At 61.4% G+C, this 15,646-nt stretch carries 14 protein-coding genes; 13 read left to right on the top strand and 1 reads right to left on the bottom strand.

The features are described 5' to 3' along the window. Nucleotides 1-39: 39 nt before the first annotated feature. Entirely contained in the window at nucleotides 40-2,193 is a 2,154-nt protein-coding gene (locus tag F0A16_RS06270; protein ID WP_149434506.1) for a PhoX family protein, read from the bottom strand. A 392-nt stretch (nucleotides 2,194-2,585) separates the two neighbouring features. Between F0A16_RS06270 and F0A16_RS06265 the strand changes: the two genes are divergently transcribed. The 13 genes from F0A16_RS06265 (at nucleotide 2,586) to F0A16_RS06205 (ending at nucleotide 15,561) form a co-directional block, all read left to right on the top strand. Further along, entirely contained in the window at nucleotides 2,586-4,196 is a 1,611-nt protein-coding gene (locus F0A16_RS06265) for a bifunctional UDP-sugar hydrolase/5'-nucleotidase (RefSeq protein WP_149434505.1), read from the top strand. Nucleotides 4,197-4,198: 2 nt separating this feature from the next. Next, the gene (locus F0A16_RS06260) at nucleotides 4,199-5,077 is read left to right on the top strand and encodes a hypothetical protein (RefSeq protein WP_149434504.1); all 879 of its coding nucleotides are present in this window, start codon (nucleotides 4,199-4,201) and stop codon (nucleotides 5,075-5,077) included. Next, nucleotides 5,074-7,203, top strand: a complete 2,130-nt coding sequence (gspD, locus tag F0A16_RS06255) for a type II secretion system secretin GspD (protein WP_239023729.1) — start codon at nucleotides 5,074-5,076, stop codon at nucleotides 7,201-7,203. The genes F0A16_RS06260 and gspD overlap by 4 nt, the downstream gene beginning before the upstream one ends. Then, entirely contained in the window at nucleotides 7,200-8,720 is a 1,521-nt protein-coding gene (locus F0A16_RS06250) for a GspE/PulE family protein (protein ID WP_149434503.1), read from the top strand. Before gspD ends, F0A16_RS06250 begins: the two co-directional genes overlap by 4 nt. Before the next feature lie 131 nt (nucleotides 8,721-8,851). Further along, nucleotides 8,852-10,057, top strand: a complete 1,206-nt coding sequence (gspF, locus tag F0A16_RS06245; RefSeq protein ID WP_149434502.1) for a type II secretion system inner membrane protein GspF — start codon at nucleotides 8,852-8,854, stop codon at nucleotides 10,055-10,057. A 27-nt stretch (nucleotides 10,058-10,084) separates the two neighbouring features. Beyond that, entirely contained in the window at nucleotides 10,085-10,531 is a 447-nt protein-coding gene (gspG, locus tag F0A16_RS06240) for a type II secretion system major pseudopilin GspG (protein WP_149434501.1), read from the top strand. Beyond that, nucleotides 10,528-11,037 (top strand): GspH/FimT family pseudopilin, encoded by a 510-nt coding sequence (locus tag F0A16_RS06235; protein ID WP_149434500.1) that lies wholly within the window; start codon nucleotides 10,528-10,530, stop codon nucleotides 11,035-11,037. The genes gspG and F0A16_RS06235 overlap by 4 nt, the downstream gene beginning before the upstream one ends. Next, nucleotides 11,034-11,405 (top strand): type II secretion system minor pseudopilin GspI, encoded by a 372-nt coding sequence (gene gspI, locus F0A16_RS06230; protein ID WP_149434499.1) that lies wholly within the window; start codon nucleotides 11,034-11,036, stop codon nucleotides 11,403-11,405. Before F0A16_RS06235 ends, gspI begins: the two co-directional genes overlap by 4 nt. Further along, nucleotides 11,402-12,007, top strand: coding sequence for a prepilin-type N-terminal cleavage/methylation domain-containing protein (locus tag F0A16_RS06225; protein ID WP_149434498.1), 606 nt, complete (start codon nucleotides 11,402-11,404; stop codon nucleotides 12,005-12,007). Before gspI ends, F0A16_RS06225 begins: the two co-directional genes overlap by 4 nt. After that, nucleotides 12,004-13,062: a type II secretion system minor pseudopilin GspK gene (gene gspK, locus F0A16_RS06220; protein WP_239023728.1), complete on the top strand. Its 1,059-nt coding sequence runs from the start codon at nucleotides 12,004-12,006 to the stop codon at nucleotides 13,060-13,062. Before F0A16_RS06225 ends, gspK begins: the two co-directional genes overlap by 4 nt. Beyond that, entirely contained in the window at nucleotides 13,059-14,375 is a 1,317-nt protein-coding gene (locus F0A16_RS06215; RefSeq protein WP_149434497.1) for a type II secretion system protein GspL, read from the top strand. The genes gspK and F0A16_RS06215 overlap by 4 nt, the downstream gene beginning before the upstream one ends. Then, a complete protein-coding gene (locus tag F0A16_RS06210; RefSeq protein WP_149434496.1) occupies nucleotides 14,372-14,842 on the top strand; it encodes a hypothetical protein in 471 nt (156 codons plus the stop codon). The genes F0A16_RS06215 and F0A16_RS06210 overlap by 4 nt, the downstream gene beginning before the upstream one ends. After that, a complete protein-coding gene (locus tag F0A16_RS06205; protein WP_149434495.1) occupies nucleotides 14,839-15,561 on the top strand; it encodes a type II secretion system protein N in 723 nt (240 codons plus the stop codon). Before F0A16_RS06210 ends, F0A16_RS06205 begins: the two co-directional genes overlap by 4 nt. Nucleotides 15,562-15,646: the final 85 nt, after the last annotated feature.

The following is a 15,646-nucleotide window of genomic DNA, read 5'->3' as shown; positions in this document are numbered from 1 at the left end:
GCATTCGGCCCTTGATTTATACAGCTACCTGCCGGGAGATTAGAGTCCGATCTGGCCGCCATCGTTTTTCCAGATGACGACAGTCGATGCTCGTGGACGCACGGTTCCGCTGGTCACCTTCGTCGCATCCTGGGTCGCTGCCGAGTCATCCGCCGGCCAGTTGCCTGGGTGCTGGATGTTGATGAACAGCGCGGACTTGTCCGGCGTGGCGCAGATACCGGTCACTTCACAGCCGTTGGGACCAACCAGGAAACGCTTCAACTGGGTCTGGTTACCGCTACCGATCACCGTGGTGTCGCCTTCGCCCTGGCTAACGGCTGCCGGTACCACCGCCAGCAACTGGTCATTGGTATCTTCAGTAACGTTCTCGTAACCGTTGTCGGTCTCGATCCACAGAATGCCCTTGCCGTCACCGCGATCGTCATACCACAAGCCATCCGGACTGGCGAACTGATTTAGCTCGGTCAGACCCGACAGGTTATCGGCATCGCCAGAGGCAGCACCGCATACGAAGATATCCCACTCGAAGGTGGCCTCCTTCGGCGAGGGCTCGACCCATCGGATCACCTGCCCGCCTTCGTTCTCGGCGCGCGGATTGGGACCGTTGACCGGGGCAGAAGCATATCCTACGCCAAGCTCCTCGACACTGTTGCCACTGGTAAACGTTGCATCGGTCCCTGCTTCGGTACGATCGGAGTTATTGGTCAACGTCATATAGACCTCTCCGGTGTGCGGATCGACCGTGCCCCACTCCGGACGATCCATCGGCGTCGCCCCCATCAGATCGGCGGCATCGCAGGTATGCACGATAATGCCGGCCAGATCGCCGGTATCCAAACCTAGGGCAGTGGCGAGAGACTTACCACCGGGCGTCTGGGCATCCGGAGTCAGCGGCAACCATTCACCAGTGCCATCATCATTGAACTTGGCCACATATAACGTGCCCTCGTCCATGTACTTGGCGCCGATTGACAACCGATCATAGTTGTCACCGGGGCGGTTGGCATCAGCCGGGTCCCACACGGCTTTGGAGACAAACTTGTAGATGTATTCGTTGCGGGAATCGTGACCGGAGTAGAACACCACCGGCTCTCCTTCCACTAGCTTGCCCGGCCAGCAACCTTCGTGGCGGAAACGGCCCAAATGCGTGCGCTTGATCGCTCGGGCGTCTGAGTAAGGGTCGATCTCGACGATATAGCCGAAGCCGCGCGCCTCGTTCCGATAATCGTCTGTGGCACTCCCGCCACGCGGAGTGGTATCGAAACGCGCGAATTCGTCATCGACTTCGCTAGCATCACCGGCGGCCGTCTCCCAGCCATAACGGCCGTTTTCGTCTTCGATCCCCAGGCGGTCATCATCCATTTCGCGACCGTCTTTCTTGATGAAATATCCCGGCCAGTTTTCTTCGCAGGTCAGGTAGGTGCCCCAAGGCGTATAACCATTGGCACAATTATTATTGGTGCCGCGCACCGTTTTACCGTCTTTTGAGTACTTGGTCTTGACGTAATCGCTACCCGCCACCGGACCGGCCAGATCCATTGACGTGGCGCTGGTGATACGACGATTATAAAGCGAGCTGGGATCATGTACCCAGGAACCGTCACCTTGCTTTTTGAGGCGCACGATAGTGACACCGTGGGCATTGATTTCGGTGCGCACTTCATCGGCGGGACGCTTGCCATCGACGTCGCTTGTGGGGCCATCTTGGAACCATAGCGCTGTCTGATCGATGTATTCGTTGTTCATCGCCAACAGGAAGTCGGAAGAGGCGTTCTTCTCGTCCAGCGGGAAGTTGTGCATGCCATCATGCTGCATCCCCACCATATTAAGCTGATCTTCCGGCGTCATTTTCATCCCGGGATTCCAGTCACGCGCGCTGCTGTTGAGCGGCGTACCCCAGGGAATCAGGACCTGCGCGCTATAACCGGCAGGGACGACAATGGCGTCGGTCTTCGATCCCTTGACCGATTCGAACGCCAGTGCCAGTGGCGTCTTCGCCGGCTGGTCATCGGCATGGGCATCATCGTCATCGCTACAACCCGCCAGACCGAAACCACCCAGGACCGTCATGGCCGCGACGCCGAGTCCTCCCTGCATGATGCCACGACGCGAGACACGGCGGTCCAGAATCGCGGAGAACGGTTCGTTATCACTGCGGTTGAGGATGCGATGATCTTCGATTTCCTTGCTCATGGTTCCCTCACTCAAGTCTGTTCAGTTATATCGGTCGTTAGCAGTCAAGCTTGTAATTCGAATCCACCCATTACGCTGCAACGAACATAGGCTATTGAAATGACATATCGATTAACGAACCGAGACAGCCTGAAAATGACGCTCACCTATCGTCAAATTGTCATGGAGTCGTCATTAAGATGGACGGCCGACATGAGCGATGAAGCCATGGCTCATGAACGTGTACCGCCTAATGACCGAGACTCATGACTGACCTCACCAGGCCGAACACAACAACGCCACCACGCCCTGACAAGCCAGCAGTTTCTTCCGCGAACGCCGCGTCCTCTTCGAGCAAGGGACGCCGGCAGTTTCTGCAAGGCACAGCCGCATCCTTTTTTCTGCCGTGGATAATGGCGGGGTGCAGCTCTCTGGGCAGTTCTCGAACCCAGTCACGTGCACCGGCTTCCGCTCAGGTCGAGCTGCTTTATTACGCCGACACACTGGATGCGTTTCATGCCGACACCCCCTGTGTGCCGGCAACGCGACTGGGCCCCGCCAGTATGTTGGGGCGCGCACCCTGGGCCACCGGCAAAGGCATCAATGCCATCGCCCCTGGCACGGTACCAGCCTTCATGACTTCGCCCCGGCAAGCCACTCAGTTCTCTCTGGGTGGCTATGCCACGTTGGCTGCCATGCTGGAAGCGTTGCGCAAGACTCTGGGAACGGATCGTTGCCTCACGCTGGAAAACGGTCAGTGCTGGAATGGCGGCGGCATGGGCTATCTCACGCGAGGAGCATCCGGCGTCGACGTCAGCGGCTTGCTGGGTAGCGACGCCCGTGTCAGCAGCGATGAGCGCACGCAATGGTACGACGATAGCGCCGCGCTGTATCGACGCTACGGCAAACCGGTGCTCGGCGTGCTGGACCACGCGAGCAATCCCGACGACAGCGTCAGCGGTATCGGCTATTTCGAGCGCGGCGGTGTCGATATCGCCGTGGTCGGAGCGACGAACCCTTACGCCCATGACGAGCATAGAGCACTGGATGTCTGGTTCTTGGCGGTCCAAGAGCAAGTGGCGCAAGCCCGCCAACAGGCCGATCTGGTGATAGTGCTGGCAGATACCGGTAGCGGCTCCGGGATATGGCTGGCCCAGCGACTGCAGGATGCTGATATCCTGCTGTGTGCCCGCGGACTGGACCTATGGCCCGATCTGGTCATGGTCGATCAAGCCCAGGGACGACAGATTCCGGTCTGTTTCTCCGGGTCGCGGGGAGTAGGGTTATTCCAAATTAGTTGCCGCAGCGTCAACGGACAATGGCAGTTCAAGGCTGCCTTTCACAGCGCGGATGAACAGGCACTAACGCCGACAGCCCGCGCCAGGTTCGACTATTACCAGACTGAGGTCGAGCGCCTGCGCGCGCCCTATCAGGATTGGCTCGATCGCTCGGTAGGCCGGGTGCCGGACTGGCTGTGGCGGCGCGATACCACGGGGGGCAGTTGGGATTCCCTGATCCTCGAGGCGTTGCGCCACTCCAGCGGCGAGACCACACAAACCGGCCTCTCTCCGGGCCAGCGCTATGACCGCATCGTTCCCCCCAACGGCGCGATCACTCGGGATCACCTGCTCAGCTTGAGCGGTGGTCACAGTACGTCGGTATTCAGTCTGTCGATGACTACCGACAGCCTGCGTCGACTGCTGGAACGCGAATCGGATCAGTGTTTCGACGACCCGATCCTGCTGGATAACAGTGAAGATCTGCCGCGTGTCATCGGCGTCGAGTGGGAGTGTCAGTACGGCACCGAGCGTGGCCAGCGGGTGAAGCTGCGCAATGCTCCCAGTGAACGGGTCATCAGTTGGAGCTCAAGGCCAGATGCACCATCTGGCGATCCACTCTGGCAGATACTGGAGCGCTATCTCCTCGCACGCGATCCCAAGGCGCCGTTGCCTCTTCCGCCCCGGGCCGAGCTGCGTTTCGTGGATGGGCATCCCGGCTGGCATCCCAAGCGCCGTCTGAGCTGATGATGCGTCCGGTTCTGTCATCGGCTGCTGACAGGCTGCGTCCTTACGGGCATTGGCTGCTGTGGTGCGTGGTGGTATGGCTGGCGGCGCGCGTGCTGGCAGGCGGCGCCCAGTTGATCTGGGACTTCAACCACCCGTCTCATCCCATGGCTTATCAGACTTACACGCCTCCATCTGCGGCCCTGCCGATAGTGGCCGACGGTTCATGGCATCGCACTACCGCCGACCAGGACCAGAGCGATCTACCTCGAACGCAACTGCCCCTGCATATTGTCGGGGTCTTGCGTGGTATTCCGCTGTCGCGGTCCGTGATCGTGCTCGAAACGCCTCAAGGCCCCGAGGTCGCCATGCGCGGCGACGCCCTACTGGATGAAGTGGATCTGATCGATATCACTGCGCAAGGATTGGTTCTGAACAACCGTAGACGTCATGAACTTCTGCCATGGCCCAGCGATGAACCGACCACTACTCCCAATGCTGTGACAAAGGCCGAGCCCACCCCGTCGTCTGGTCACCCCACCGGTGGCATCCCCATCGAACGCGCGAGGTGGCCTGAGCAAGCGCTACGCGCCCAGTTCGGCGACGATTACCGGAATCAGTTACTCGCCCAGCCTACCCGTCTGCTGCCCCAGATACAGACCATTCCCATCACCCATGGCGGCACGCTGAGCGGTTATCGCTTACGTCCGGGGCGGGACGGCACGCTGTTCGAGGCACTGCCATTCCACTCCGGCGATGTGATAACGGCGATTGCCGGCCACGCCGTGAACGCATTGAGCCTGGATCAACTGCGCGCCGCGTTCGAAGACACTTCCGAGGTCCGCGTACAACTACAACGAGACGGCCAACCCGTGATGCTGGTATTGGAGCTTTCCCCATGATGTTGCGTATGGTGCTCGGCACCCTATTGTTATTCACCTGGTCACTATTCGCCTGGCTGCCCACCGCCAGCGGCCAGCCTTGGCCCCCCGAAGGTAACGTAGAGGCTCCGCGTTACGAAGTCGATTTCGATGACGTCAGTCTGGCGGAATTCATCCACAGCATTGGCCGTATTACCGGCAAGTCCTTCGTCATCGACCCACGCGTGCGCGGCAATATCAGTCTCAACAGCCAGCGTGCGCTAACCGCCGATGAACTCTACCGGGTATTTCAGAACGAACTGCAGGTCAACGGCTATGCCACCATTCCCTTGAGCGACGGCAGCGTGCGCGTGGTGCCGGATCAAGTCGCCCGCACCCAGCCCGTGCCACTGGGCGGGGATGACGCAGGCCAGGTCATTGCGACCCAGGTGATCGAAACCCAGCATTTGAATGCCACGACGCTGGCCGAGATTCTGAAACCGCTGGTGGATACTCGAGTCGGCCTCGTCACCGCCTATCCGGATAGCCGACTGCTGGTGGTCACCGACTGGCGCGACAACCTGGAACGCTTGACCCGTCTGGCCCAGCGTCTGGACCAGAGCCGCGAGAGCGAGGCGCAGATGATTCCGCTGCACAATGCTTCGGCCAAGGATCTGGCGGAAACGCTGGATGGTGTCATGCAGCAGGAGGGCAGCCAGACCCGCGTCATCGCCGCCCCCAGCGACGATGCCCTGGTGGTCTTCGGTCCTGGCCGCGAGCGGGAACGTCTCAAGCGACTCGTCGCCTCGCTGGATACCCAAACCAGCCAGCAAACCAACACCCGCGTGATCTATCTCAACCACAGCAGCGCCGAAGCCGTGGTCAATGTGTTGAACAACCTGCGTAGCGGCAACAGCGTAGGCGGCTTGTCCAGCAGCCTCGATAGCGCCAACCCGGGCACGGCGCTCGCCGGCAGCGATACCAGCGCTGCCGACACATCCAGCGCATCCGGCACTGGTTCCAGCAGCGCCTCGGGCACCATGTCGTCACTGGACAACGGCAAGAACGTCTCCTTTGCAGTTTATCCCGATACCAACGCCATCGTGTTGTCCGGCCCTTCCAATCAACTCGACAAGTACCAACGCATCATCGAACGTCTCGACATTCGTCGCGCCCAGGTAGCGGTGGAAGCGATCATTGCCGAGATCACCGAGAGTCGTGCTCGACAGATCGGCGTGCAATGGTTGTTTGCCGATACCAGCGGAAGCGGCTCAATCCCCGTCGGTAGTGTCAACTTTCCGACTTCCTCCAACCCCGGTATTGCCGAGATAGCTGCCGCAGCCGCTAGCGACGATACCTCGGCACTGGGCTCGTTGTTGGGCAGCATGGGGGGCATTACCACGGGTGTGGGCCGCCTCAGCGATAGCGGGATCAGCTTCGCCGTGCTGCTCAACGCCCTGCGTAGCGATACCGATACCAACCTGCTGTCGACGCCTTCGCTAATGACGCTGGACAACGCCGAGGCCTACATTCTGGTCGGTCAGGAAGTGCCCTTCGTCACCGGCTCCACCACCGTCGACAACTCCAATCCCTACCAGACGATCCAGCGCGAGGATGTCGGCGTCAAACTGCATATCCGACCGACCATCAGCGCGGACAATACCATTCGCATGCAGATCACTCAGGAGGTGTCATCGATCGCCAACAACGTCGACGCCAGCGACGTTGTCACCAACAAGCGCGAAATCGAAACCACCGTGGTGACCCAGGATGGCGGCATCATCGTGCTGGGGGGACTGATCAGCCGCCAGAACAGCAATGCCCAGCAACGCGTGCCGCTACTGGGCGATATCCCACTGATCGGCAATCTGTTCCGCTATTCCAGCAATGAAAGCGAGAAGCAGAACCTGATGGTATTCATCCGCGCCCGGGTGATTCGTGATGCACAGACGATGGATGCCGCAACGGCGGAAAAATACCGCTACATGCGCGCGCAGCAGTTGTTGCACGATCTGGATGCAGAGCAGCGTCTGCCCGAGCTGGAAACGGCAAACGCCTCTATCTCGTCGGCCCCAGACTCGTCGACAGCGGAGGGCCAAAGGCCCGCCACCGATTGGCAGACGCTCTATCCCTCAGCCCGGGAGCGCCTGGGGACGCTGACGCCATGAGCGAACAAGCCGAAGAAGAGACACAGGGAGAGAACACGTCAAAGCCACCGCTGCTGTCGTACCGTATCGCGCAACGAGCCGGCATAGCGGCAGTGCCCACGGCACAGAGCTACCAACTCTATTGTCGTCACGACGGACCACAGCAACAGATCGCGATCTTGCAAGAACTACAGCGAGTCCACGGTACGGCCAAAGGATGCGAGTGGCTCGATGAAACCCGCTTCGAAGCACGTCTGGGCGAACTCTATGATACCGACCGGGCCAGTACCGAAGCACTGCTGGAGGGTCTCGCCGAGCACGTCGATCTCGATAGTCTGATGCAGGAGTTGCCACGTGCCGAAGATTTGCTCGATGCCGAGAACGAAGCGCCAGTCATTCGCCTGATCAACGGCGTCTTTTCCGAGGCCCTGCGGCTCGGCGCTTCGGACATTCATGTCGAGCCGTTCGAGAAAGAGCTGGTGATCCGCCTGCGCGTCGATGGCTCACTGCGTACCGCGCTCAAGCCGCCCCGCGTGCTGGCAGCAATGCTGATTTCGCGAATCAAGGTGATGGCCAAGCTCGATATCGCCGAGAAGCGCCAACCACAGGATGGTCGTATCGCCGTGCGCACGGCGGGACGCCAGGTCGATATTCGCGTCTCGACCCTGCCCGGCATTCACGGAGAGCGTGTCGTCATGCGCCTGCTCGACAAGCATGCCAGCCTGCTCGATCTGGAAAGACTCGGCATGCCACAGGAAATGCTGGATCGCTACCGTCATACGCTGCGTCAGCCCAACGGCATTCTGCTCAATACCGGCCCTACCGGTTCCGGCAAGACCACCACGCTGTATGCCAGTCTCAATCTCCTCAACGACAGCGAGCGCAATATCCTGACCGTCGAAGATCCGGTGGAGTACGCCATCCCCGGCATTGGGCAGACCCCTGTCAACCCTCATGCGGGGCTGACTTTCGCCCGAGGTCTGCGCGCCATTCTGCGTCAGGATCCGGACGTGATCATGATTGGAGAGATTCGCGATCTGGAAACCGCCGCCATCGCCGTGCAATCCAGTCTGACAGGCCATCTGGTGCTCTCCACGCTGCATACCAACAGCGCACTGGGAGCCGTGGCGCGTCTACGCGACATGGGCATCGAGCCTTACCTGCTGGCCACCAGCCTCAAGGGCGTGATGGCCCAGCGTCTGGTGCGACGGCTATGCCCTGCCTGTCGCCAATGGCACGCCACATCGGACGGCGGCGTACCGTCGCTTCCTGGCCTGCCCCAACTGGAACGTGTTGCCATCCCCGTGGGTTGCGAGCAGTGCGACCACACCGGCTATCGCGGACGTCTGGGTCTTTATGAATTCATCGCTATCGACGACACCCTGATGAGCCTGATCCACGACGGTGCCTCCGAAGCCGAACTCAGCCACCATGCGTTTGCCCACAATCTTTCACTGACACAAGCGGCGCAGCAGCGTCTGGAGGCAGGTGAGACCAGCTACGACGAGATCTTGCGCGCGATCCACATCCACACATGACATCACCGCAAAACTGCAACATTTCATTGCGATACTTTTGCGCTGCGCAGTATTCACCAGCGCAGTCGTTCGTCAGCGCTCTCGAGCGCGCAAGCGATGACAACCAGCGATGACAATAAGCAAGGATTTCCATGCCGACCTACCGCTACCTGGCCTTGACGGCGGACGGCACACGACGCCGCGACGTCATACAAGCCGATAGCGAGCGCCAGGCACGTCAGCTACTCCGCGACCAGGAACTGTTTCCCCGACGTCTAGCCCTGGCCGAGGCACATTCCCGCAAGGCATCCCGACGCGGCCGCATTGGCGCCACCAGCCTGGCTCTGCTTACCCGCCAGCTCGCCACGCTACTGGATGCCGGAATTCCGCTGGGCGATGCGCTGGATGCGCTGGTCAAACAGGCCGACCAGCCGCGCGCCCGCGCCATACTGCTGGCGGTGCTCAATCGTGTCCGCGAGGGTTATAGCCTCGCCGACAGCCTACGCGACCATCCGACGAGCTTCGAGACGCTTTATTGCGCCCTGGTGGCCGCCGGAGAACGGGCGGGGAGACTGGCGACGGTGCTCGAGCGTCTGGCGGATTATCTCGAACGCGTTCAGGCCCAGCGCCAGAAGGCGCGCACCGCACTGGTCTATCCGATGGTGCTGGTAGCGGTTTCGATCGCCGTGGTCATCGGTCTGATGACCTACGTCGTGCCCAAACTCGCCGCCCAATTCGAACATGCCGACATGGCCTTGCCGTTGATCACTCGGATCATGATCGGGTTGTCGCAACTGCTGCAGAGCAGTGGGCTGTGGATCGCTCTGCTGATCGGGCTGGCGGTCGTCGGCCTACGCCGCGCGCTGCGCCGTCCCGCGTTGCGACTGCGCTGGGATCGTGGACTGCTACGACTGCCACGTATCGGCGAGCTGGTATTGCTGCTCGACACCGCGCGTCTGACGCGCACTCTCGCCATTCTGACCCGTAGTGGCATTCCTCTTCTTGACGCCCTGCGTGTCAGCCGCGACACGCTGGGCAATCAGCGCCTGCGTCAGACCGTCGATCGAATCGCCGAACAGGTCACCAGCGGTATCAGTCTGAATCGCGCCATGGCGGAGAGTCGGCAATTCTCCCCCACATTGCTGCACATGGTCGCCAGCGGTGAGGCCAGCGGCACTTTGGAACCAATGCTGGAGCGTATCGCCGACACCCAGGAAGGCACCTTCAATCGGCGTGTCGACATGGCGCTCGCCCTGTTCGAACCGCTCATCATCCTAGCCATGGGCGGCGTCGTGCTAGCCATCGTGTTATCCATCCTGCTGCCCATCATGCGTCTCAACGGCGCAATGGCGCTGTGAACGTTCATGCCATCGAAGGAGCTCGTCATGCCCTATCGCACCCCCTCCCTTGCCACCGGGCAACGCGGTTTCACCTTGCTGGAGATCATGGTGGTGATCTTCATTATCGGCCTGCTGATCGCCATCGTCGCGCCCAATGTGCTGAGCAACCAGGACGATGCCATGCAGCAAAAGGCGCGGGCCGACATCTCCACGCTGGAGCAGGCGCTCGATATGTATCGACTGGACAATTATCGCTACCCGACTACCCAGCAGAGTCTGGAAGCGCTGGTCAGCCAGCCCAGCCAGGCACCTCAGCCCAAGAACTATCGTGCAGATGGTTATATCCGCCGTCTGCCGGAAGATCCGTGGGGGCATCCTTATCAATACCGCAGTCCCGGCGAGCACGGTTCGGTGGATATCTTCTCGTTGGGTGCCGATAGTGCCTCCGGCGGTGAGGGCACCGATGCCGACATCGGCAACTGGATGTTATGAATCCATGCCCGCACGCCTCCCGACAAGCGGGCGTGACGCTGCTGGAATTGCTGGTCGTCATCGTGATCATTGCGCTGGCGGCCACGCTTAGCGTGGCGTGGCTGGGAGGCGGAGAACCGGCAAGGCTGAGATCCAGCGTCGAGCAGTTACAGAGCGACATGCGGCTGGCCGGCGATATCGCCTTCGGCCAGCAACGCATCATCGGCTGGCGGCCCGGTATTCAGGGCTATCGTTTCGTCACCTGGCGAGCACAGTCGAATGGTGGGGAGTGGGTGCCGCTGAACGACGACGGGGAGTTACCCGACCGCTCGTGGTCGCAGCCGGTCACGGCGACGCGGGTGCCGCCGGCAGCAGACGATGCCGCGCCCTGGCTGATCTGGTGGCCCAATGGCGAGGTCACGGGCGGCGAGCTGACCCTGCACAGCGGGCAGGACCAAATGACGCTGCATGTCGATGCGCTGGCCGTGCGCCTCGCAGACGACAGCATGACGGAGAGTCTCCCATGAAGGCTGCCACGGCCCGCGGCTTCACTCTGCTCGAAGTGATGATTGCGCTGTTCATTCTCGCCATCATCGCCGCCGGCGTTGCCCAGACCCTGCATCAGCGCACCCGGATCGCCATCAGCGAACGCCAGCGTCTGCCGATGATTCTGTGCGCCCGAGCGCAGGCCGCCGAGTTCAAGCTGACCCACTACTGGCCCCCCATCGGGAGCAGCCAGGGGGCGTTTCAACAAGCCGGCACGACCTGTTATTGGCAGCTCGATGTCGAGTCCACCGCCATTCGCGCCATGCGACGCGGCACGCTAACACTGTTCCACGACGAACAGCACACGCAGCGGGAAATCCAGTTCACTCTATTCTTTGCACCGCCATGAGCATACCGCGACCACCTTCGCCCCAAACCGGCTTCACGCTGCTCGAGGTCGTGATCGCCATCGCCTTGACAGCGCTGGTCGGTCTCGGCGTGGCGGCACTAGTCAACAACCTGACCACGGCACGCACACGCTTAGCCGAACCCACGCTCCTCTATAGCGACGTGCGCTGGATACGGCTAGTGGAACGCCGACTGGAGACACTGGTGGCGCGTCCGCTGCACGAACACGGTCAACCACTGCTCAACGCACGGCTGGAATATTCACCGGACAGTCACTCGCTAGAGTGGGTGTCGCTGGCAGATACCCCATTGCCGATTGGCGATCACTACACCCGCCTGCGCCGCATGCGTCTGCAGTGGAATCCCGACACTCAGCGAATGACGTTGGCCTCCACCGGTCTGCTGGACGCCGCCGGAGTGCCGGAATGGCAGCTCATCGCGCGGCTTGACGACGTCACCCAGATCGAATGGGCGTTCTTCGACGGCAGCCGCTGGAACGCGGCACCAGAGGCCAACGCCCCGACACTCGGCGTTCGCCTGACCTGGCGACACGACCAACGCCCTCTCACGCTGATCGTGCAGCTGCCGGAGGTAGTGTCATGAGTCGCGACGACGTCATGCCGTTTAAGGGTCAGCATTATTCTCGCCAGCGCGGTGCGGCACTGCTGATGGTGCTGCTATGCGTGGCGCTGTGCGCCATTCTGCTGGCAAGCATTGCGCAAGATGGCCGCCGCGATATCACCCGGCTGCGTTTGATTCAAACCGAAACCCAGGCCAGTTTCTACGCCCATGGCGCCGAGATCATCGCGATACGCGGATTGACCGATGCCGCAGTGCGCCAGGCCAGTCTGTGGTGGCAAACCCTGGCCGGGAAACCGCTCGACTACCCCACCGATGAAGGCCACCTGCGCCTCGTCGTGCACGATCTGCGTACCTGCTTCAACGTCAATTCGCTGGCAGGAGACAACGCCGATCTCGCCGCCAGCCAATTGCGCTATTGGCTGGCGCATCAACCGCAGGAGCGGTTGGGAGGGCTCTCCCCCGATGCCTTCGTCGCACGGCTGTCGGACTGGATAGATAGCGATACTCAAGCCCGCGAAAATAGTCTTGACGGGGCCGACTATGCGCGCTTCGATCCTCCGCGCACCAGTGCCGACACCTGGCTGCGCGATGCCAGCGAACTCAACTGGCTGGCACCGCTGGACGTCTCGCGGGCCGCGACATTGCCCGAACTCTGCGCATTACCGGAAGCCGCTTCCTGGCAACTCGATCTCAACAGCATCACGCTACGCGAATTGCCCTTGCTGGAAGCACTCTTCGAAGGACAGGTCCCGCGCGGCACGCTGATCCGCCTGATCAATGCCCGGCCCGCCACCGGCTATCCCGATATCGATGCGGTACGCGTCCAGGCCGGCGCGAACAGCAACTGGCTGGATACCTATGCAGACCGCCTGACGCTGACGCCAGACTACCTGTCACTGGATATCACGCTCACCATCGGCAGCGAGAGCTTCCATTTCGTCCGCTTGCTGAAAGCGGAAGGCGTCAGCGGTTGGAATCCCACCTCCCCCGCAGCCCGGGTCAAGGTTTTACAACGCCGCAACGGTAGTAACGAAGCTTGGATGCGCGAGACGACACCAGAGGAGAGCCCCTCATGATTCGCCTCCCCCAATGGCGCCGCTCGGCGGCGCCCCAATCCGCCCCGCGCCTGGTTATCCGTATTGGCGGCCGGATCGAAGAGGACACGCCTGCCTGGCAAAGCCTGTTCTGGGTCATCGCCCAAGACCACGGCACAACGACCGCACAAGGCCACGTGACGCCCAGTGATCAGGCCGGTCTCGCCGAGCTGCGCCGACACAGTCAGGCCCTGCCAGGCGTGCTGCTGCTCGACCCCGCCAGTGTCAGCCATTTCCATCTCTCGATTCCACCCGGCCTCAAGCGCCGCGAATGGCCGACGCTACTGGAAGAACAGTTATGCCGTGATCCCGAGCAGATGGAGCTATATCCGCTGGCGACACCGCGCGGCCAGTTGGAGGTGATCGCCGTGGAGCGCCAGCATCTCGCCATGTGGCGTGACTGGTGTAGAGAACTCGACCTCGATATCGAGTATTGGGGAGTGGCGTTCATGGCGCAGCCGGATGCTCCCGAAGCCGACCAGCTCAGCGTACTGCCGGATCTGACCCACTGGCTGTTCAAGGCCCGGGAAGGCACGACCCGCCACTGGCTGGCCTGGCCACGCCAGTGGCCGCTGGAGCAGTTACCGCCGGCATGGCGAACGCATGCCTGGTACAGCCCCCTGCTGAACGAAAAGAGAGCAGATGAGGCACTGCCGCCGGCCGGCTTTGAAGCCGACATCACGGCGACGCTGCGCTTTCAGGCGGAGCATCTGCCCCCCTCACTGCCCAGACTGCCGCCAGTACAGGGCGAGCGCACCGCTTCCCGCATGGCAGGTTTACGGCAGCTGCCGCGTGGCATGCGGCGCCTGGGTTTCGCCGCGCCGGTACTGCTCCTGCTACATGGCGGATTGCTGCTGACCCAGCACCTGTGGGATCACCAGCAACAGGATCAGTTACAGCAACAAGCGCTGGCGGCACGCCTGAGGCCGGATGCACCGCCCGGCGATGCCAATTGGCGAGCACTGCGTCAACGGCTCGATGCCCTGCAGGCGCTGGAAATGCGCAATCGTCGAATCGCCGAATTCCAGACAGCGCTGATGCACCGGTTCGATCCGCAACGCTGGCAACTGGAAGCGCTACGCGTTGATGGGCAGCGCTTGATCGTCGATTGGCAGCTTCGCCGATCCGACGACGCATCAAGCAGCACTGCCCGATCGGAAATCACCACTCATATCGACACTCGGATCGGCGAACTCGAATGGCAAGGCGACTCTCGGGTACGCGTCTCGGTCGACCTGGAGACGGCCAGTTTGGAGAATGACGTGGAGAACCCTGCTTCGGAGAAGCAGGCATGATGCCGGCTTCACGTCTTCGCCAGACGCTATCGCAAATATGGGCGGAACGCTCTGCCGCCGAACGGCGCCGCCTTGCGATCGCGCTTCCTGTCTGCGTCCTGTTGCTGGGCTATCTGATCGTCAGCCGCAGCGGTATTTTCGACGCTGACACGACTTCCTTGTCGGTTGCCGGGGCGGCATCTACGTCAACGTTGACGTCTTTACCGGCCATATCCCGACTGGATACCGAAGCCTGGCGTCAATCAGCTCGACGCAATGGCATCGCATTGACGCAGATCGCGCAGAAGGACAGCGGCTGGCAACTGGCTGGCCAGTTCAGTGACGCGGCGGCATTTACCACATTCAGTCATTGGGCGGCCAAGCAAGGCTGGTGGGCCACGCAATGGCAGCTGCAGCGCGATGACGACGACAGCCTGCATTTCACCGCGCGCTTCGTCGCCTATCTAGAGGAGGAAGCGACCCCATGAGTTATCTGCGGCGGGGACTCGGCATCATTAGTGTCGTGATGATCTTCCTGATGACGTTGCTGTGGTACTGGCCCGCCGGCCAGCTCTGGACGCTAATCTCCCCGTGGCTGCCCGCTGCCATGGAGTTCAAGGCCGTTCAAGGCAGCCTGCACGCGGGCAGGATCGGTCAGTTGATCTATACACCGCGCCAGGGTTGGCCGATCGGACTGGGGCCGGTCACCTGGACATGGCCGGGGTTCGCCCATCTGCAACTCCAGACCGGACAAAGACAGCCCTGGAAGCTCGATGCGCGGCTCGATGGCCTCGGTAGCCGTTGGCAACTGACGGGTGGCAACCTGGAGACGCTCGATACGAGCCAGTGGCCAATTACGCTGCACGGGGACTGGCAAGGACAGCTCGAAGCAGACTTCTCGATGGTCCAGTGCCAGAGTGCACATGGTGGATTGACGGCAGCAGGCTTGGAAATTCTCACTCCCGAGCCGATAGCGCTGGGCGACGGCCGGCTGACGCTAACCTGCGCGGACGGCCTCCCTCGACTACAGGCGGCTCTTGCCGATCCACCGAAGCTCGATCTCACCGCCGATGCCACATTCACTGCCGCGGGCGGCAAAGGCCGGCTTCAAGGCACGCTCGCCGCCGATCATCCGCTTGCCACCTGGTGGCAATGGACCACGCCGGGCATGACATTCCCTCAGGTAGACGAAAGTTTAATTTGGTAGTCGTTCTGTCACCGACAAATAATAAACGATGCTTAGCCTACTCGTCGCTCCACCATGACATGCCCGGCCATTAGGCATATGGAAA

The sequence above is a fragment of the Salinicola corii genome (assembly GCF_008298015.1).
In the GTDB taxonomy this organism is placed as follows: Bacteria; Pseudomonadota; Gammaproteobacteria; order Pseudomonadales; family Halomonadaceae; genus Salinicola; species Salinicola corii.
Note: the sequence above shows the minus strand (reverse complement) of the source record. Positions and strands in the feature narration are given on the sequence as shown.

What these genes read in the sequence shown, in the direction of transcription:
- F0A16_RS06225 (WP_149434498.1), top strand. Translation starts at nt 11,402, where the DNA reads ATGAGCATACCGCGACCACCTTCGCCCCAAACCGGCTTCACGCTGCTC.
- gspD (WP_239023729.1), top strand. Translation starts at nt 5,074, where the DNA reads ATGATGTTGCGTATGGTGCTCGGCACCCTATTGTTATTCACCTGGTCA.
- F0A16_RS06265 (WP_149434505.1), top strand. Translation starts at nt 2,586, where the DNA reads ATGGCGGGGTGCAGCTCTCTGGGCAGTTCTCGAACCCAGTCACGTGCA.
- F0A16_RS06205 (WP_149434495.1), top strand. Translation starts at nt 14,839, where the DNA reads ATGAGTTATCTGCGGCGGGGACTCGGCATCATTAGTGTCGTGATGATC.
- gspI (WP_149434499.1), top strand. Translation starts at nt 11,034, where the DNA reads ATGAAGGCTGCCACGGCCCGCGGCTTCACTCTGCTCGAAGTGATGATT.
- gspK (WP_239023728.1), top strand. Translation starts at nt 12,004, where the DNA reads ATGAGTCGCGACGACGTCATGCCGTTTAAGGGTCAGCATTATTCTCGC.
- F0A16_RS06250 (WP_149434503.1), top strand. Translation starts at nt 7,200, where the DNA reads ATGAGCGAACAAGCCGAAGAAGAGACACAGGGAGAGAACACGTCAAAG.
- F0A16_RS06215 (WP_149434497.1), top strand. Translation starts at nt 13,059, where the DNA reads ATGATTCGCCTCCCCCAATGGCGCCGCTCGGCGGCGCCCCAATCCGCC.
- gspG (WP_149434501.1), top strand. Translation starts at nt 10,085, where the DNA reads ATGCCCTATCGCACCCCCTCCCTTGCCACCGGGCAACGCGGTTTCACC.
- F0A16_RS06210 (WP_149434496.1), top strand. Translation starts at nt 14,372, where the DNA reads ATGATGCCGGCTTCACGTCTTCGCCAGACGCTATCGCAAATATGGGCG.
- F0A16_RS06270 (WP_149434506.1), bottom strand. Translation starts at nt 2,193, where the DNA reads ATGAGCAAGGAAATCGAAGATCATCGCATCCTCAACCGCAGTGATAAC.
- F0A16_RS06260 (WP_149434504.1), top strand. Translation starts at nt 4,199, where the DNA reads ATGCGTCCGGTTCTGTCATCGGCTGCTGACAGGCTGCGTCCTTACGGG.
- gspF (WP_149434502.1), top strand. Translation starts at nt 8,852, where the DNA reads ATGCCGACCTACCGCTACCTGGCCTTGACGGCGGACGGCACACGACGC.
- F0A16_RS06235 (WP_149434500.1), top strand. Translation starts at nt 10,528, where the DNA reads ATGAATCCATGCCCGCACGCCTCCCGACAAGCGGGCGTGACGCTGCTG.